A 19,647-nucleotide genomic window follows, 5' to 3' on the forward strand; every position below is an offset into this window, starting at 1 on the left:
CGAACTCGGGGGTAGGGGTTGGGCAGAGTAGGGGCTTTTAGGGGTCGGCGGGGAGGGCGCGACTGCTGTCGTTTCGTTTGCTGAGAAATCGCTGCTGTAGGATCTTCGGAGCTAGAACTGTTTGCTCGAGATCATTCTCGCGGCTATCACGGCAGATCTCGGGGCCGATCACATCTCGGTCAACGGTCCCTGCCGGGTCTTCGCATCGTCGACCGCATGCGCGGTGCGCCGGTTCGGGGGCGAGCCGGACGCCGGGATTGCGAAGATCTCGGGTCGGTGACAGTTCCCGCCAGGAGCGCGAATATCTTGCGATCCGAGACGACATCACCGCGAGAACGCGATAAGGTCACCGCATCATTACCTTGCGCAAACGGACGGATTTCGGCCAGTGGAAAGACCTCGGATCTTGCTAAAGCGAGGACCGTCGAATATCGTCCAGCGAGCGCAAGTGTGACCAGATCGTTGTAGCGCCGTCACGGGGATCGGATTGTCGGGACCATGTCCGTGACGCGCGTCTCGTTGGCAACACGGGTGCCGCTTCGCCCTTCGGGTGGCGAGGTGGCACCACAACAGCAGAAAGAGAGCAGAATTCATGCGTTTCGGCAGGGCGGCCGCGCCGAAGAGAACAGAGTCGGGACGACGAGGCGCGCCTCGCGGTTGGCGTAATCGAATTCTGGCTGTCGGTGCCGCCGCATTGGCGCTACCGATCGCCGCGGGCCTGGCGACCCCGACGCTCGCCACCGCGGCGCCGTCGGCGCACGCGCCGGTGTTGCGAGCGCCCGCGGGTGGCTTCGAGGACCTGATGGTCCCCTCCAGCATGGGCCCGATCAAGGTCCAGGTCCAGTGGGCAGCGCGCGGCGGTAACGCGGCGCTCTACCTGCTCGACGGCCTGCGTGCCCGCGACGACCGCAACGCGTGGTCGTTCGAGACCAACGCGTTGCAGCAGTTCGGCAACGACAACATCACCCTGGTGATGCCGGTCGGCGGCCAGTCCAGCTTCTACACCGACTGGTACGCACCGTCGAACCTGAACGGCCAGAAGACCACCTACAAGTGGGAGACCTTCCTCACCAAGGAGCTCCCGGCCTTCCTGGAGGGCTACGGCGTATCGCGCACCAACAACGCGGTCGTCGGCCTGTCCATGGGCGGTAGCGCGGCCCTGGCTCTCGCGGCCTACCACCGCGACCAGTTCAAGTTCGCCGCCTCCTACTCGGGCTACCTGAACATCTCCGCGCCGGGCATGCGCGAGGCGATCCGCGTCGCGATGCTGGACGCGGGCCGCTTCAACGTCGACTCGATGGCCGCGCCGTGGAGCCCGCAGTGGCTGCGGATGGACCCGTTCGTGTTCGCGCCGCAGTTGAAGGGCCTGCCGATGTACATCTCGGCCGCCAGCGGTCTGCCGGGTCAGTTCGACCAGCCGAACTCGGCGGTCGGCGTGTTCAACACCGGTAACGCGATGGCGCTGGAAGCCCTTTCGCTGGTCAACACCCGCGCGTTCCAGGCTCGCCTGAGCTCGCTGGGTATCCCGGCCCGGTTCGACTTCCCGGCCGCGGGCACCCACTCCTGGAAGTACTGGGAGGGCCAGCTGTTCGCCTCCCGCAACATGATCCTGGACGCCACCGGCGCCTGGTGATCTGATCCACCTCTCGCATTCAGGCCGCACCGTTTCGGTGCGGCCTGAATTGCGTTCGGGGCCAGTGCTGATCGCGGGGCAGCGAACATAGTTTGCTAGGCAGCGCGTGTCTCCCGTAAACGTCGCTATAACGGGAGTACAAAGCTTCTGTGGCAGGGATTACGCGCGGTAGCTGTGGCATACGCGGGCGTCTCGTCGCTCGTTCGGCGCGCGAGCGGCTGATGCTGCTCGCCACCGCACTGGTGGTCCCCCTAGCCGCGGGCACGTCCGTGGAGGCGCCCGCGGCCGCGGAACCCACGGTGGCCGTGGCCGCGCCCGTGCTGGAGAAGGTCCAGTGGCTCAGCGACCGTCGCGTCGCTCTGTGGGTGACCTCGCCGTCCATGGGTGCGCCGATCCAGGTGCAGTTGTTGCTGGCCAGGGATTGGAACGCCCGCCCTGAGGCCCGGTTCCCCGTCCTGTTCCTGCTCGACGGCCTGCGCGCGACCGACGACGAGAACGGCTGGACGAAGGAGGCGGGCGCGGTCGATTTCTTCGCCGACAAGAACGTCACCGTCGTGCTGCCCATCGGCGGGCAGTCCAGCTTCTACACCGATTGGCTGGAGCCGGACAACGGCCGCACCTACAAGTGGGAAACCTTCCTGACCAAGGAGCTTCCGCCGCTGCTGGAGAGCCATTGGCGGGCGACGAGCGTGCGGGGCATGGAAGGGCTGTCGATGGGCGGCACGGCCGCGATGCTCCTGGCCGCCCGCAACCCCGGCTTCGTGCGGCACGCCGCCTCGTACTCCGGCTTCTTGACCACCACGACGCTGGGCATGCCCCAGGCCATCGAGTTCGCGATGCGCGACGCGGGCGGGTTCGACTCCGCCGCCATGTGGGGTCCGCAAACCGGACCGGAGTGGGAGGCGCACGACCCGTACATGCTGGCCGACAAGCTGCGGGGCGTCAGCCTGTACATCTCCAGCGGCAGCGGCGCGATCGGACCCTACGACCAGGCGCTCGGCATACCCGGGGTGAGCACGAATATCGCGGGCATGGGTTTGGAGATCCTCGCGCGGCTCACCTCGCAGAACTTCGTGACCAAGCTGTCCAAGCTGGCCATCCCGGCGCAGGTGAACTATCGCCCGTCCGGCACGCACTCCTGGCCGTACTGGGATTTCGAGATGCGCCAGTCCTGGGCCCAAGCCGCCTCCGCGCTGGGCGTCGACCAAGGCAAGCCCGACTGTCAGCCGGGCGGTGCGATCGGCCCGGTGGCCGCCGCGGCGGGGTGGCTCCGCCATTGCCTCACCGGGGAGTACGCGGTGGCGGGAGGCACCGCTCAGGACTTCGCGGGTGGCCGGGTATTCCACACGCCGGGCAGCGGCGCGTATCCGGTCGGCGGTCTGTTCGGTGCGGGTTACCAGGCGGCAGGGGGCCCCACCGGACCGCTCGGCCTGCCGACCGGTGAGGAGCGCGCGCTGGAGGATGGTCGCGGCAAGTACCAGTCCTTCCAGAACGGCTCGCTGTACTGGACGCCGCAGACCGGTGCCCAGGTGGTCCGCGGCGCGATCCTGGAGGAATGGGGCAAGCAGGGGTTCGAACGCGGCCCCGCCGGCTATCCGGTCGCGCCGGAGATCAAGACACCGAGCCGCGACGGCGTCGTGCAAGCCTTCGAGAACGGCCCGTTCTACTACAGCGGAGCCACCGGCGTGCATCGTGTCCAAGGTCTGATCCTCGGTAAGTATGCCCAGCTCGGCTTCGAGAACAGTCCGCTCGGCTTCCCGGTCGACGAGGAACAGGCGCTGAAGGAACTGGGCCGGTTCAGCCGATTCGAAGGCGGCAACATCTACTGGAGCCCCGTCTCCGGCGCTTGGGCGGTGCGCAACGGCCCGGTGCTGGACGCGTGGCGCGAGACCGGCTACGAGAACGGCAAACTCGGCTACCCCACCGGCGACGAGTTCCCCATCTCGGATGGCATTCAGCAGAACTTCCAAGGCGGCTTCATCACGGTGCGCGACGGCAAACCGGAAGTCCACAGCCTCTGAGACGCTCGGATCGTCCGACTCCCGACGGCACCGGCCGAAGGCGCGGCGAAGCCGGCCCAGCTAGCCTGGTGGGCGACCCGACCCCCGCTCAGCGACAGATCGAGGACAAGAATTCATGCATCGGACCCGTGGAAAGGTATTCGGCGTAGTCGTGGCGCTCGCCGCGACCGGCCTGCTCGCCGCGTGCGGCGACAATGATTCGACCGCGACGAGCACTCCGTCGACGCCTGCCCGCACCACGACGGCGACGACGACGTCGCCGGCCGCATCGACGCCCGCCGACACCGGTCAGCCCGCTCCCGCGCCGGAGCAGCCCACGACGACGGTGGCTCCCGAGCGTCCGCAGCCGGTGCCGACCGAAGCCGTCCCGCCCGCGGACACCTCGAAGCTCACCGACAAGGACAAGAGGTTCCTGGACGACCTGGCCAAGCAGGGTGTCACCCCGTCCACCCCGGACATCGCGCTGAGCATCGGCGCGTACGTCTGCCAGGGCACCGCCGCCGGTGCGTCCGATCAGGATCTGATGACCTTCGTCAACGCCATGGCAGGTTCCGATCCGTCCTTCGACCCGGCCAAGATGCCGGTGGAGAAGGCCGGGCAGATCTACATCACCACCGCTCGCGCCACGTACTGCCAGTGAGTTCGCGTTCCCGTTCGACCTCCCGCCGGTTCAGGCCGGCGGGATGTCTGGTCGTGATCGGCGTCGTGCTGCTGATCGTCCTGGCGGTCCTGTTGCTGTGGTATCTGCTGGCGGGGCGTCTGCGCCCGCCCGGCCCCGGCCCGAAGCCGCCGGAGCGGCCGACTTCGCAGCCGGCCAGTTGTCCCGATGTGCAGATGATCTCGGTGCCCGGCACCTGGGAGTCGAACAGCTTCGACGATCCGCACAACCCCACCGCGAACCCGGTGTCGCTGATGCTCAACGTCTCCGGTCCGATAACCCAGCGGTTCCCCAGCGAGCGGGTGGACGTGTACACCGTTCCCTACGTCGCGCAGTTCTCCAATCCGATCGCGATCCCGCCGGACGGCCAGCAGTCCTACAACAACAGCCGGTCCGAGGGCACGGCGCGGATGGTCGACGCCATGGCCGCACGGCATCAGGAGTGCCCGTTGACCACCTACGTGCTCGCCGGGTTCTCCCAAGGCGCGGTGATCGTGGGTGACGTCGCCGCGCGGATCGGCGCGGGCGACGGCCCGGTGCCCGCCGATCTGGTGCTCGGCGTGACGTTGATCGCCGACGGACGCCGCACCGGCGAGAGTGGCCCGGGTCAGGCGATCCAGATCGGCACACCGGTGCCCGGCGTGGGTGCCGAAGTCGCGCTGAAGGGGCTGAACGTGCCCGGCATCACGATGACCGGTCCGCGTCAAGGGGGCTTCGGTGCGCTGGCCGACCGCACCTACACCATGTGCGCGCCCGGGGATCTGATCTGCGATGCGCCACGGGAGGCACTGAGTCCGTGGAACGTCCTCGGCAGCGTGAACACGCTGGTCCGGGCGGCGGGCAACCCGGTGCACACCCTCTACAACAGTTACGTCGTCGACGGCGACGGCACCACCGCGACGCAGTGGACCACCAACTGGGCGGCGGGCCTCATCGAGGCAGCGCCGCATCCGGCCCATTCGTGAGAATTCACAGCCCGTGAGATACCCCGCACCCCCTTGGCGTGACAAGCGCAACTCGAGTTGGGTAGCACGCTGTAAAGTGCGCTGGTGATCGCGACGCCGGGCACCACCGCAGCGCAGACCCCGGGCGGGCGTCGCGCCCGTATTTTCCTTACAGCCAGGAGCATGAGTTCATGACAGAAGCCGCCGCACCGGCCACCACGGCGAGCCGTGACGCGGATGCTGCGTTGTCCGCGCTGGGCACTCCGTTGCGTCCGTTCCGCTTCGCGGCGGCCGGCGAGGGAAACAAGCAGGAGGGCGGAGCGCGCAAGTTCGTGCAGACCGCTCAGCAGGCCGAGGAATACGGCTTCGACACCTTCGTGGTGCCCGATCACCTCGGCGAGCAGATCGGGCCGATCGCCGCGCTCGGCGCGCTGACCCAGGCCACCGAGAAGATCCGGCTCGGCACCTCGGTGCTGGCGAACGGTTTCCGCCACCCCGTCGTGCTGGCCAAGGACCTGGCGACCATCGACGTGCTGTCCAAGGGCCGACTCGAGGTCGGCCTCGGCGCGGGCTGGATCAAGGAGGAGTTCGACAACGCGGGCATCGCCTACGAATCGCCCGGTGTCCGGCTGGAGAAGCTGGACGAGGCGCTGACCATTCTCGACGTGCTGCTGCGCGGCCAGGAGTGCACCTTCGAGGGCAAGCACTACCAGGTCCGGGGCATCAAAGGCACCCCGAGGCCGCGGCAGGGCCCGCGCCCGCCGATCTGTACCGGCGGTGGCGGTCCGAAGATGCTGCGCCTGGCCGCCAAGCACGCCGACATCATCTCCGTCGTTCCGGTGACCACCAAGAACGGCAAGGGCCTGCTCTCCGGCATCACCATCGAGAAGGCCGTGGAAAAGGTGAATCTGATCAAGGAGGCCGCCGGTGACCGGTTCGCCGACATCGAACTGAACTGGGCCGTCACCGCGGTCGTGATCACCGACGATCGCGAGAAGACCGCGGAGATGGCGCTGTCGGCGTTGGACCGGGGACTGCACCCGAACCTGGAAGTCGATGTTCAGCTGTCCGTCGAGGACATCCTGAACTCGCCCTACGTGGCGATCGGCACATTCGAGGAGATCGCCGAGCAGATCCGCCGTGTGCGGCAGCTCACCTCGATGTCCTACGTCGGTGTATTCCCCACCCAGATGGACGCGTTCGCCCCCGTTATTCCCCTGCTGCGGGACGAGTGAGCCGGTCTTCTCTGTAACATGACTCTGGTTTGAGTACATCTAGCCGATAAGCGGTCACCGCGCAGACCGCACAAAATCTGCAGGCTGGCTCTGCACTTGGAGCACCCGCGGGCGAAAGCGAGTCGGGGCCTCACAGGTAATAGCGGCGATTCGCCGTCTTGCTGCGTGTGCCTCGGAGGAGAAGAAGGAATGGAAGAGACTTTCGACGACTACCTGGACGAAACCGGGAACATCCGTATTCCCGAGGATCACACCCTGGTTGATCACGTCGAGAAGCACACCCGGAACGACGCGAACACCCTGGCGTATCGCTACATCGACTACTCGCGCGAGCGCGACGGCGAGGCGCAGGAGCTGACGTGGCGTGAGTTCGGTATTCGGCTGCGCGCGGTGGCCGCTCGACTGCAGCAGGTGACCAACCCGGGCGACCGGGTCGCGATCCTCGCGCCGCAGGGCTTGGACTACGTGATCTCCTTCTTCGCCGCGATCTACGCGGGCACCATCTCGGTCCCGCTGTTCGACCCGGACGAGCCCGGTCACACCGATCGCCTGCACGCCGTGCTCGGCGACTGTGAGCCCTCGGCGATCCTGACCGCGAGCTCCTCCGCCGCCGGGGTCCGGCAGTTCTTCCGCTCGCTGCCCGCGGCCCAGCGCCCGCGCATCATCGCGGTGGACGCGATCCCCGACAGCGTCGGCGAGAGCTGGGTGCGCCCGGACATCGCGATCGACGACATCGCCTACCTGCAGTACACCTCGGGTTCCACCCGGGTGCCCGCCGGTGTGGAGATCACCCACCGCGCGGTGGGCACCAACCTGCTGCAGATGGTCGACGCGATCAACCTGGACTGGAACTCGCGCGGCGTCACCTGGCTGCCGCTGTTCCACGACATGGGTCTGCTGACGGTGATCCTGCCCGCGGTGGGCGGCAAGTACATCACCATCATGTCGCCGAGCGCGTTCGTGCGCCGTCCCTACCGCTGGATCAAGGAACTGGCGGCGATCTCCGACGGCGCCGGAACCTTCGCCGCGGCACCGAACTTCGCGTTCGAGCACGCCGCGGCGCGTGGTCTGCCGAAGAACGGCGAGTCGCTGGACCTGTCGAACGTCATCGGCCTGATCAACGGCAGCGAGCCGGTGACCACCTCGTCGATGAAGAAGTTCAACGAGGCGTTCGCCCCCTACGGCCTGCCGAAGACGGCGATCAAGCCCTGCTACGGCATGGCCGAGGCCACGCTGTTCGTCTCCGCCACCAAGGCAGAGGACGAGGCCAAGGTCACCTACGTCGACCGCAAGGAACTCAACGCGGGACGCATGGTGAAGGTCGACCCGAGCCACGAGGACGCGATCGCGCAGGTGTCCTGCGGTTATGTCGCGCTGTCGCAGTGGGCGACGATCATCGATGTGGAGTCCGTGGAGTCCGGTGGCGGTCGTGAGGTGCCCGACGGGCACGTCGGCGAGATCTGGCTGCACGGCAACAACATGGGCATCGGCTACTGGGGTCGTCCCGACGAGACCGCGGCGACCTTCCAGAACAAGGTCACCGAGCGTCTGTCGCAGGGCAGCCATGCCGAGGGCACCGAGCCGGACGCGAACTGGATGCGCACCGGCGACTACGGCGTGTACTTCGAAGGCGAGCTCTACATCACCGGCCGGGTGAAGGACCTGGTGATCGTGGACGGCCGCAACCACTACCCGCAGGACCTGGAGTTCTCCGCGCAGGAAGCCAGCACCGCGCTGCGGCCCGGCTTCGTCGCGGCGTTCTCGGTGCCGGCCAACCAGCTCCCGGCGGAGGTGTTCGAGCAGGGCAGCCACTCCGGCCTGCAGTTCGACGCCGACGACGCCTCCGAGCAACTGGTGGTCGTCGGCGAGCGTGGTCCCGGTGCGGGCAAGGCCGATCCGCTGCCCATCGCCGACGCGGTTCGCGCGGCGATCTCCCAGCGCCACGGCGTGACCGTTCGAGACGTGCTGCTGGTGCCCGCGGGGTCGATCCCGCGCACGTCCAGCGGCAAGATCGCCCGTCGCGCGTGCCGGGCGGCCTATCTGGAGGGAACGCTTCGGGGTGGTTACACCCAGCAGGCTTTCCCCGATGCACCGGAAGAGTAATTGCCAGGGGCGGCCTCGGACCGACCATCGACGCTCGGCGCCGACCTTCCCACGCGCCGGGCGTCAATTCACGGTACGCCCGGTACGGACACAGGTAGCTTGAGGAATTGATGGCTGACAACGAGGGCACGCCCACCCAGACGACCGACACCCCACCCGTCGAGACCGGCGCCGACGCGGCGGCTCCGGCCGAGTCCGCGAAGGGTGGCGCGCAGACCGACATGTCGGTGGCGGAGCTGCGTGAGTGGCTGCGGCGCTGGGTCTCCGAGGCGACCGGGCAACCGATCGAGCAGATCACGGTGGACCGGCCGATGGAGGAGTTCGGGCTCGCCTCGCGCGATGCCCTCGCTCTCGGTGGGGACATCGAGGAACTGACCGGCGTGATGCTGAACGCGACGGTCGTGTACCAGCACCCGACCATCGCCTCGCTGGCCGAGCGGATCGTCAACGGCGAGCCGGACGCGCCGGAGGAAGCCGCGGACGACTCCTTCTACACCGCGGGCTACCGTCCCGGTGAGGCGCACGACATCGCCATCGTGGGTTTGTCGACCCGGCTGCCCGGCGCGGGTGACACCCCGGAGACGACCTGGGATTTCCTCATCGGCCGTGGCGACGGCATTCGGGAGCTGCCCGAGGGACGCTGGTCGGAATTCCTGGACGAGCCGCAGCTGGCCGAGGCGATCGCGCAGGCGAACACCCGGGGCGGCTACCTCGACCAGGACGTCGTCAAGGGCTTCGACGCGGAGTTCTTCGCCATGTCGCCGGTCGAGGTCGAGCGGGTGGATCCGCAGCAGCGCCTGGCGATGGAGCTGACCTGGGAAGCGCTGGAACACGCGCGGATTCCGGCCAGCGATCTCAAGGGCGAGCCGGTCGGCGTGTTCATCGGCTCCTCGGGCAACGACTTCATGCTGCTCGCGGCGCTCGGGCTGGGCAGCGAGCGCGATCCGAACGTGCCTGCGTCGGCCGAGGCGTACGCCATCATGGGCAGCGTCAGCTCGATCATCCCGAACCGGGTCTCCTACTTCTTCGACTTCCGCGGCCCGTCGGTGTCCATCGACACCGCCTGCTCCTCGACGCTGGTGGCGGTGCACGAGGCGGTGCAGGCGCTGCGCGGCGGCGAGGCCGACCTGGCGCTGGCCGGTGGCGTGAACATGTTGCTCGCGCCGATGGCCACGCTCGGTTTCGATGCCAACGGCGGCCTCGCCAAAGACGGGCACATCAAGGCGTTCTCCAAGGACGCCGATGGCATGATCCGGTCCGAGGGCGGCGGTCTCGTCGTCCTGAAGCGGCTCGCCGACGCCGAACGCGACGGCGACACGATCTACGCCGTGATCAAGGGCTCGGCGGTCAACAACGACGGGCGGTCCAACGGCCTGCTCGCCCCGAACCCCGACGCTCAGGCCGAGGTGCTGCGCCGCGCCTACCGCGACGCGGGCATCGCGCCGTCCTCGGTCGACTACGTCGAGGCGCACGGCACCGGCACCCTGCTCGGCGACCCGATCGAGGCGGACGCGCTCGGCCGGGTGATCGGCCGCGGCCGCGACGCCGACAAGCCCGCGCTGCTCGGTTCGGCCAAGACCAACTTCGGTCACCTGGAGTCGGGCGCCGGTGCGGCGAGCCTGGCGAAGGTGGTCATGTCGTTGCGGCACAACGTCATTCCGCCGAACATCGGCTATGCCGGTCCGAACCCGTACATTCCGTGGGACCAGGCGCACCTGAAGGTTGTCGACGAGCCCACCGAGTTCCCGCGCTACAGCGGCACGGCGACCATCGGCGTCTCCGGCTTCGGTTTCGGCGGCACCAACGCGCACGTCGTCGTCCAGGAATACGTACCTGCCGCCGCGGCCGACACCCAGGCTCCGTTCTCCGAACTCGAGACCCAGCTGGACGAGGACGCGGTGGACGAGACCACCGATACGCTCGCGGCGTCCGATGCCCTCGTCGCCGTGGCCGAGGCGGCCGAAGCCGCCGCGCCCGCCGCCGAATGGACCGCCGAGCGCACCGAGCCGCTGCCGCAGATCCTGCCGGTGTCGGGCTACCTGCCCTCGCGGCGCCGCCGTGCCGCGGCCGAACTGGCCGACTGGCTGGAGTCCGAGGCAGGCGCGAAGACCCCGCTCGCCGACGTGGCGCGGTCGCTGGCCAAGCGCAGCCACTGGCGTTCGCGCGGCGTGGTGCTGGCCAAGACGCACGAGGAGGCGGTCGCCGGACTGCGCGCCATCGCGGCGGGCAGGCCGGGTACGGGCGTCTTCACCGCCGACGCGCCCGCTGCCATGGGCCCGATGTGGGTGCTCGCCGGTTTCGGCGCGCAGCACCGCAAGATGGGCAAGCAGCTCTACCTGGAGAACTCGATCTTCGCCGGGGCCGTCGACGAGGTCGACGAGCTGGTGCAGGACGAGGCCGGATACTCGGTGCGCGAGCTGTTCCTGGACGACAGCCAGGACTACAACGTCGGCACCTCGCAGGTCGGCATCTTCACCATCCAGATCGGCCTGGCCGCGCTGCTGCGTGCGCACGGCGCCGAACCCGACGCGGTGGTGGGCCATTCCATGGGCGAGGTCGCGGGCGCGTACATCGCCGGTGGTCTCTCGCTCGAGGACGCGGTGCGCGTGATCTGCGCCCGTTCCCGCCTGATGGGCGAGGGCGAGCAGATGATCAGCGACGACGACGTGCGCAACATGGCGCTCATCGAGTACAGCGCCGAGGACGTCGCGAGCCTGCTGCCGGACTACCCGGACGTCGAGGTCGCGGTATACGCGGCGCCGACCAACACGGTGATCGGCGGCCCGCAGGATCAGGTGGCGGCGATCGTGGCGCAGGTGGAGGCGGCGGGCAAGTTCGCCCGGGTGCTGCAGACCCGCGGCGCGGGCCACACCTCGCAGATGGACCCGCTGCTCGGCGAGCTGGCCGCGGAACTGGCCGGCATCGAGCCGACCAAGCTGAAGACCGGCTTGTACTCGACGGTGCACAAGGAAGAGTTCTTCCGCGCGGGCAACGACCCTATCCACGACGAGGACTACTGGGTCAAGAACATGCGCCACAGCGTGTACTTCACCAACGCGGTGAAGCTCGCGGTGGACGCGGGCCACACCACGTTCCTGGAGCTGGCGCCGAATTCCGTCGCGTTGATGCAGGTGCTGGGCACCACCTTCGCAGCTGGGGTGCACGACGCGCAGCTCATCCCCACGCTCAAGCGCAAGGAGGACGAGTCCGCGGGCGTGATCGCCGCGCTCGCCCAGCTCTACGTGCACGGGCACAAGGTCGATCTGTCCTCGCTGCTCGGCCCGGGTGATTACGCCGACATTCCGCGCACCACGTTCGTGCGCAAGGAGTACTGGCCGAAGGTCCGGCTGGCCACGGGCGGCAACGGCCGGTTGCCCGGCGCGCACGTCGCGCTGCCGGACGGCAGGCACGTCTGGGAGGTCCAGGCGTCCTCGGTGACCGATCTCGCCGGACTGGTGCGTGCCGCGTCGGCGCAGGTGCTCAGCGACGTCTCGCTGGGCGCGTCGATTCCGCCCGCGCCGATCCCGGCCGCGGGCACGCTCACCACCACCCTCACCCCGCATCCCGGCGGCGCCTCGGTGCAGGTCCACGCCAAGGAGGGCAACGCCTTCCGCCTGGTGTTCGACGCCGTGGTGACCTCCGGCGCCCCGCTGCCGGAACCCGTGGCGGCCGAGCCGGTCCCGGCGATCGCCGCGCAGACGCGCAGCGACGCCGACCTCGAGGTCGTCGAGACCTTCGGTGACCGGTGGGATCCGAACGGCACGCAGACCGTCGAAGAGCGGCTCGCGCTGATCGTCGCCGAGTCCATGGGTTACGCGGTCGAGGATCTTCCGATGGAGATCCCGCTGATGGAACTCGGCTTGGACTCGCTGATGGCGATGCGCATCAAGAACCGGGTCGAGTACGAGTTCGACATCCCGCAGCTGCAGGTGCAGGCCGTGCGGGACGCGAGCCTGCACGAGGTCGGCAAGGTGCTGCGGTACGCGATCGAGCACCGTGACGAGGTGCAGGCGATGGCCGACCAGCAGGCTGCCGAAAAGGCGGCGGGCGGCACGGGCGAGCTGGCCGTCGACACCGATTTCATCGCCACGGCCCGTGCGGCCCTGGCCACCGGCGCCGACCCGGTCGCCGCGGTAGCGGGTGCCGGTACGCCTGAAACCATTGCGACCGAGGCGGATTCGGCCCCTGCGGCAGCCGCTCCCGCGAGCCGGGAAAAGGCTGCCGAAGCTGACGTCGCTCCCGCCACGCAACCGGCCGCACCGGCGGCGCCCGCGGCCGTCTTCGGCGGCGCTCAGCAACCCGCCGACGAGGACGACGTTCCGCCGCGCGACGCCGCCGAGCGCCTGACCTTCGCCACCTGGGCGGTGGTCACCGGGAAATCGGCCGGAGGCATCTTCAACACGCTGCCGATCCTGGACGAGGACACCGCGGAGAAACTGGCCGCGCGCCTGACCGAACGGGTCAAGGCCGAGGTCACCGTCGACGACGTACTCGACTGCGAGACCATCGAGCAGCTCTCCGACATCGTCCGCGACCTGCAGGACAGCGGCGCGGATGTGGACGGTTTCGTCCGTCCGCTGCGGCCGCGCGCGGAGGGCTCGAACGCGGTGCCCGTCTTCGTGTTCCACCCCTCGGGCGGCAACACACTCGTGTACGAGCCCCTGTTGAAGCGGCTGCCTGCCGAGACGCCGATGTACGGCCTGGAGCGGGTCGACGGTTCGATCGAGGAGCGGGCGCGCCAGTACCTGCCCGAGCTGCGCAAGATCCAGGGCGACGGTCCGTTCGTGCTGTACGGCTGGTCGCTGGGTGCGGTGCTGGCCATGCAGACCGCGCAGTTGCTCCGCGCCGAGGGCGCGGACGTGCGCACGGTCGGCTTGATCGATCTGGCCATTCCGACTCAGGGCGAGGACAACAGCCCCGAGGAGCGTGTGCGGCGGATCGAGCGCTACCAGGTGTTCGCCAAGAAGACCTATGGCGTCGACGGTGAATTGGACCGCGAACAGCTGGAGACACTGGCCGCGGCATCCGACGATGAGCAGTTCAAGATGATCAGTGATCTGATCAAGATCAGCGGCACCAAGATCCCCGGTGGGGTGCTCGAACACCAGCGCACCTCGTGGATCGAGAGCCGTCAGCTCGCGAAAACGCAACCGTCGCACTATGACGGCAATGTGGTGCTGTACCTCGCCGATCGCTATCACGACGGGATGATCGAGCTGGAGCCGCGCTTCGCCGACCGGCTGCCGAACGGTGGCTGGGACGAGTACATCCCGAATTTGGAGGTCGTCCACATCGCCGGCGACCACCTGCAGATCATCGACGAACCGCGGATCGGGAAGATCGGGGCCGACCTGACCGCGAAGCTCGCCGCGATCGAGGCGAAAGGGGCCAAGTGAGCACGACTGCCGAAAAACTCGCCGACCTGCGCAAGCGCCTGGATTTGGCGCAGGAGCCCGCGGGTGAAGCGGGGATCGCCAAGCGGGCGAAGAAAGGCATCCCCAGCGCCCGCGACCGGATCAACATGCTGCTCGATCCGGGAACCTTCGTGGAGATCGGCGCGCTGGTACGCAAACCGGGCGATCCCGCCGCGCTCTACGGAGACGGCGTCGTCACCGGGCACGGCCTCGTCGAAGGCAGGCCCGTGGCGGTGTTCTCGCACGACCAGACCGTGTACGGCGGTTCGGTCGGCGAGATGTTCGGCCGCAAGGTCGCCGGGATCCTGGAGTACGCGGCCAAGGTCGGCTGCCCGGTGGTCGGTATCAACGACTCCGGCGGCGCCCGCGTGCAGGAAGCGGTGACCTCGCTGGCGTGGTACGCCGAGCTGGGCCGCCGCCAGGAGCCGCTGTCCGGTCTGGTCCCGCAGATCTCGATGATTCTCGGCAAGTGCGCGGGTGGCGCCGTCTACGCCCCGATCAACACCGACGTGGTGGTGGCGACCGAAGAGGCGTACATGTTCGTCACCGGCCCGAAGGTGATCCGGGAGGTCACCGGCGAGGACGTCAGCCTCGAGGAACTCGGCGGGGCGCGCAGCCAGGCGGAGTACGGCAACATCCACCACGTGGCCAAGGACGAGACGGCCGCGTTCGAGTGGGTGCGCGATTACCTGGGCTACCTGCCGACCAGCTGCCAGGAGCTGGCGCCGGTCGTGAATCCCGGCCTGGAGCCGGAGACCACCGACAGCGACCTGGAACTGAACTCGATCGTCCCGGACTCCGACAACTCCGGGTACGACATGCACGAGATCCTGTTGCGCATCTTCGACGACGGGGCCTTCCACGAGGTCGGCGCGTCGGCGGGCCGCAACGTCATCACCGGATTCGCCCGGGTGGACGGGCGCACCGTCGGCGTGGTGGCCAACCAGCCGATGGTGTACGCGGGAGCGCTGGACGCACGCGCCTCGGACAAGGCCGCGCATTTCGTGCGGCTGTGCGACGCGTTCGAGATCCCGCTGGTGTTCGTCGTCGACACGCCCGGGTTCCTGCCCGGTGTGGAACAGGAGAAGATCGGCGTCATCAAGCGTGGCGGACGGTTCCTGTTCTCCTACGTGGAGGCGTCGGTCCCGAAGGTCACCGTGGTGATCCGCAAGTCCTACGGCGGCGGCTACGCCGTGATGGGCTCCAAGCAGCTGGGCGCCGATGTGAACCTGGCCTGGCCCACCGCGCGGATCGCCGTCATGGGCGCGGAGAGCGCGGTCAGCCTGATCGGAGCCAAGCAGATCGAGGCCGCGCCCGAGGACCAGCGCGCCGCGATCCGCCAGCAGATGATCGACTTCTACAACGCCACCGTGGCGACCCCGTGGGTGGCCGCCGAGCGCGGATACGTCGACGCGGTCATCGAGCCCGCGACGACCCGGCTGGAAATCCGTCGTGCGCTCCAACTGTTGCGGGACAAGGCTGTTGCCCGCAACCCGCGCAAGCATCACCTGCTGCCGCTGTAGGCTGTGGAACACGATCGGGCCGCACCCCTCAGGGGCGCGGCCCGATTCGCGTCATGGGCGCCGAATGATCAGCTGACGGTGGCGGATTCGATGACGACGTCGCTCACCGGGACGTCCTGGTGCCCGCCGGCCGAGGCCGTGGCGACGCCCGCGATCTTGTCGACCACGTCGGTGCCCTCGGTCACCGCGCCGAAGACGGTGTAGCCCCAGCCCGCCGCGGTGGGCGCGGAGTGGTTGAGGAAGTCGTTGTCGGAGACGTTGATGAAGAACTGCGCGGTGGCCGAGTGCGGGTCGTTGGTGCGGGCCATCGCGACGGTGTACTTGTTGTTCTTCAGGCCGTTGTTCGCCTCGTTCTGGATGGGCGCTTGCGTGCCCTTCTGGCGCAGGCCGGGCTCGAAGCCGCCGCCCTGGATCATGAAGCCGGGAATGACGCGGTGGAAGATCGTGCCGTTGTAGTGGCCCGCGTTCACGTAGTCCACGAAATTGCGCACCGTGTTCGGCGCTTTCTGGTCGTCCAGCTCGAGGACGATCGATCCGTAGTTCGTCGAGAGATTCACCTTGGTCATACGCCCACCTTTCCATTGTGGTCGATAGCGGTCAGCAGGACGGGGTCGATTGGTCGTCAGGCGCCATTTCTCCGGCCCGTCCGCACAACATTCTGGCAGTCGGCTCCGAACATACTGAGGACCCGCGATTTCTCCCGGCGGCGCGACGCCCGCGCGGACAGACGGGCAGATAGCATTGCCAACCGTGCCCGACGCCGCAACCGCTGTTCTCACGAAACCCCCCGCCGCCCCTGCGGTGACCCCGAACGATTTCCGGACCGCTCGGCTCATCGCATTGCTCGCCGGTCTGCTCGGCGCGCTGTTCGCGCTGGCGACTCCGTTCTTGCCGGTCACCCAGACGACCGCGGTGCTGAATTGGCCGCAGAGCGGGACGCTCGGCAACGTGCAGGCGCCGCTGATGTCGCAGGTCCCGATCGACCTGAAGGCGACGATCCCGTGCGAGACCATCGCCCAGCTGCCCGAGCGGGGCGGCATGCTGCTGGCCACCGCGCCGCCGCAGGGCGACCGGGCCGCGCTGGAGGCGATGTTCGTGCGGGTCTCGGAGACCTCGGTCGACGTGATCGATCGCAACGCTGTGGTGGTGTCGGCCGACCGCAGCCGCATGGGCGAGTGCACGTCGCTGACCATCAGCTCGGACAGCGAGCGCACCTACGCGGCGTTCGCCGGGCTCACCAAGCAGGTGGAGCGGCCGGTCGAGGGTGCGGCGCCCGGCACGACCGAGCTGGTCACCGTGCCGGTGGAGGGGCAGCTCGGCGGCGATCTGCGGCCTCAGGTGGTGGGTGTGTTCTCCGACCTCAAGGGCGCGGCGCCCGCGGGGTTGTCGTTCGACATGACGGTGGACACCCGTTTCTCGTCCAGCCCGACCGCGATCAAGCTGATCGCGATGATCGCGGCGGTGCTGTGCACGCTGATCGCCCTGGCGGCGCTGGCCCGGCTGGACAGCAGTGACGGGCGCGGGCACCGCCGGTTCCTTCCGGCGAACTGGCTGAAGCCGACCTGGGCGGACGGCGCGGTGATCGGCACGCTGCTGCTGTGGCATTTCGCCGGCGCCAACACTTCCGACGACGGCTACATCCTCAGCATGGTGCGGGTGGCGCCGCACGCGGGCTACATGGCCAACTACTTCCGCTGGTACGGCGTGCCGGAGGCGCCGTTCGGCTGGTACTACTACGTGATCCAGGTCTTCTCGGAGATCTCCACGGCCAGCCCCTGGGTGCGGTTGCCGGCCCTGGCCTGCGCGATCCTCTGCTGGCTGGTGATCAGCCGCGAGGTGGTGCCCCGCCTCGGCCGCGGTGTGCGCACCAGCAAGGTGGCGCTGTGGACCGGCGGACTGGTGTTCCTGGCGTTCTGGCTGCCGTTCGACAACGGATTGCGCTCCGAGCCGGTCGTCGCGCTCGGCGCGCTGCTGACCTGGGTGTCGATCGAGCGGGCTATCGCGACCGGACGGTTGCTGCCCGCCGCGGTGGCCATTCTGGTGGCCGCGTTCACCCTGGCGGCCGCGCCGACCGGACTGATGTGCGTAGCGGCGCTGCTGGCCGGTATCCGTCCGATGGTGCGCATCGTGGTGCGCAAGCACCGGCACTTCGCCGCGCTGGGCGCCGGGCGGTGGGGCTCGACGCTCCCGTTGCTCGCGCCGATCGCCGCGGCGGGCGTTCTCGTGCTCACCGTGGTCTACAGCGACCAGACCTTCGCGGGCATCCAGGAGGCCAACCGGGTGCGCCAGGTGACCGGGCCGAACCTGGCCTGGTATGAGGACTACCTGCGCTACTACTACCTGTTCGTGGAGACCGTCGACGGTTCGCTGTCGCGCCGCTTCGCCTTCCTGGTGATGCTGCTGTGCCTGTTCACCACGATGCTCGTGCTGCTGCGGCGCAGGCAGGTGCCGGGTATCGCGAGCGGGCCGACCTGGCGGCTGATGGGCGTGGTCTTCGGAACGATCTTCTTCATGATGTTCAACCCGACCAAGTGGACTCACCACTTCGGCGCGTACGCGGGCATCGCGGGCTCGCTGGCGGCGGTCACCGCCGTCGCGGTCTCGGCGAGCGCCCTGCGGGCCCGCAAGAACCGGGCGATCTTCCTGGCGGGATTGCTGTTCGTGCTCGCGATCGCGTTCTCCGGCATCAACGGCTACTGGTACGTGTCCAGCTTCGGCGTGCCCTGGTTCGACAAGCGCATCTCGCTGCACGGTTACCAGTCCAACACGGTCATGCTCATGCTGTTCGGCCTGGCACTGGCGCTGGTCGGCTGGTACGCGCTGCGGGAGGACTACACCGCGCCGCAGCCGTCGGCGAAGACGGCGCGCGGCAGGCGGATCCGCCGGTTCGCCGCGATCCCGCTGACCGTGGTCGCCGCGCTGATGGTCGCGCTCGAGGTGCTCTCGCTGGTCAAGGGCGCGGTCGCGCAGTATCCGGCGTACTCGCTGGCGCGGTCGAACTTCGACGCGCTCGGCGGCAGCACCTGCGGTCTGGCCAACGACGTGCTGGTCGAGCCGGACCCGAACGGCGGCAGGCTCGCGCCGATCATCGATCCGGCGCATCCGCCGACCGATCCGGCCGATCCGCTGGCCGGCGTCGATCCGGTCGGCTTCGCTCCGAACGGCGTGCCCAACGATCTGTCCGCCGACAGTGTCGAGGTGAAGCCGGGCACCGGCAACACCTCCACGCAGTCGGTCGGCGCGGCGTTCGCGGAGGGGCAGAGCGCGGGCACCGGCGGCGGTCAGGGCGCGCTCGGCGTCAACGGCTCCACCGTCGCCCTCCCGTTCGGTCTGGACCCGGCCACCACGCCGATCCTCGGCAGCTACCAGAACGGTGTGCAGCAGCCTGCGAACGTCACCTCGAGCTGGTACGGGCTGCCCGCTCGTTCGGCGGACAGGCCGCTGGTGGTGATCTCGGCCGCCGGTCGCATCCTCTCATTCGACGACACCGGCTCGATGAAGTACGGCCAATCGCTGACCGTCGACTACGGCAAGCACCTGCCCGACGGCAGCGTGCAGAAGCTCGGCACCTATCTGCCGCGCGACATCGGCCCGTTCCCGTCCTGGCGCAACCTGCGGGTGCCGTTGGACGAGATCGCGCCCGACGCCGACGCGGTGCGCATCGTCGCCAACGACCCGATCCTGATCGGGGACCAGTGGCTGGCGTTCACGCCGCCGCGGATGCCGAAGTTGCAGACGCTCAACAGCCTGCTGGGCTCCCAGCAGCCGATCCTGCTGGACTGGGCGGTGGGCCTGCAGTTCCCGTGCCAGCGTCCGTTCGACCACGAGAACGGCGTGGCCGAGGTGCCCGGCTACCGCATCCTGCCGGACCGCCCGCTGGCCATCAGCTCGACGAACACCTGGCAGGCCGAGGAATTCGGCGGCCCGCTCGGCTTCTCCCAGATGCTGGCCAAGTCGGTCACCGTGCCCACCTACCTGAAGGACGACTGGGCGCGCGACTGGGGCTCGCTGGAGCGCTACGACCAGTACGACCGCAACGCCGTCCCTGCGAAGCTGGAGACCGGTACGACCACTCGTTCCGGGTTCTGGTCGCCGGGTAGTTTGCGGGTCTTCTGA

At 68.6% G+C, this 19,647-nt stretch carries 10 protein-coding genes; 9 read left to right on the forward strand and 1 reads right to left on the reverse strand.

What is annotated here, in order from left to right:
- Positions 1–592: 592 nt before the first annotated feature.
- The 8 genes from ABZ420_RS16835 (at position 593) to ABZ420_RS16870 (ending at position 15,531) form a co-directional block, all read left to right on the forward strand.
- Positions 593–1,633, forward strand: coding sequence for an alpha/beta hydrolase family protein (locus ABZ420_RS16835; protein ID WP_245548770.1), 1,041 nt, complete (start codon positions 593–595; stop codon positions 1,631–1,633).
- Positions 1,634–1,854: 221 nt separating this feature from the next.
- Complete coding sequence (locus ABZ420_RS16840) at positions 1,855–3,654, forward strand: alpha/beta hydrolase-fold protein (protein ID WP_357123343.1); 1,800 nt, start codon at positions 1,855–1,857, stop codon at positions 3,652–3,654.
- Between the two features lie 115 nt (positions 3,655–3,769).
- Positions 3,770–4,294 carry a DUF732 domain-containing protein gene (locus ABZ420_RS16845; protein ID WP_357123109.1) on the forward strand — a complete coding sequence of 175 codons (525 nt, stop codon included), beginning with the start codon at positions 3,770–3,772 and terminating at the stop codon, positions 4,292–4,294.
- Positions 4,291–5,277 (forward strand): cutinase family protein, encoded by a 987-nt coding sequence (locus ABZ420_RS16850; protein ID WP_357123111.1) that lies wholly within the window; start codon positions 4,291–4,293, stop codon positions 5,275–5,277. The genes ABZ420_RS16845 and ABZ420_RS16850 overlap by 4 nt, the downstream gene beginning before the upstream one ends.
- Positions 5,278–5,447: 170 nt before the next feature.
- The gene (locus ABZ420_RS16855; protein ID WP_083863172.1) at positions 5,448–6,491 is read left to right on the forward strand and encodes an LLM class F420-dependent oxidoreductase; all 1,044 of its coding nucleotides are present in this window, start codon (positions 5,448–5,450) and stop codon (positions 6,489–6,491) included.
- Positions 6,492–6,680: 189 nt separating this feature from the next.
- Positions 6,681–8,594, forward strand: coding sequence for a long-chain-fatty-acid--AMP ligase FadD32 (gene fadD32, locus ABZ420_RS16860; RefSeq protein WP_357123114.1), 1,914 nt, complete (start codon positions 6,681–6,683; stop codon positions 8,592–8,594).
- A gap of 110 nt (positions 8,595–8,704) precedes the next feature.
- A complete protein-coding gene (gene pks13, locus ABZ420_RS16865; RefSeq protein WP_357123117.1) occupies positions 8,705–13,990 on the forward strand; it encodes a polyketide synthase Pks13 in 5,286 nt (1,761 codons plus the stop codon).
- Positions 13,987–15,531 (forward strand): acyl-CoA carboxylase subunit beta, encoded by a 1,545-nt coding sequence (locus tag ABZ420_RS16870; RefSeq protein WP_357123120.1) that lies wholly within the window; start codon positions 13,987–13,989, stop codon positions 15,529–15,531. Before pks13 ends, ABZ420_RS16870 begins: the two co-directional genes overlap by 4 nt.
- A gap of 68 nt (positions 15,532–15,599) precedes the next feature.
- On the opposite strand, the gene ABZ420_RS16875 is transcribed toward ABZ420_RS16870, so the two are convergent.
- The gene (locus tag ABZ420_RS16875; protein WP_357123122.1) at positions 15,600–16,097 is read right to left on the reverse strand and encodes a peptidylprolyl isomerase; all 498 of its coding nucleotides are present in this window, start codon (positions 16,095–16,097) and stop codon (positions 15,600–15,602) included.
- Positions 16,098–16,332: 235 nt separating this feature from the next.
- Between ABZ420_RS16875 and ABZ420_RS16880 the strand changes: the two genes are divergently transcribed.
- Positions 16,333–19,647, forward strand: a complete 3,315-nt coding sequence (locus ABZ420_RS16880) for an arabinosyltransferase domain-containing protein (protein ID WP_357123346.1) — start codon at positions 16,333–16,335, stop codon at positions 19,645–19,647.

The sequence above is a fragment of the Nocardia sp. NPDC005745 genome, assembly GCF_040630775.1.
GTDB lineage: Bacteria > Actinomycetota > Actinomycetes > Mycobacteriales > Mycobacteriaceae > Nocardia.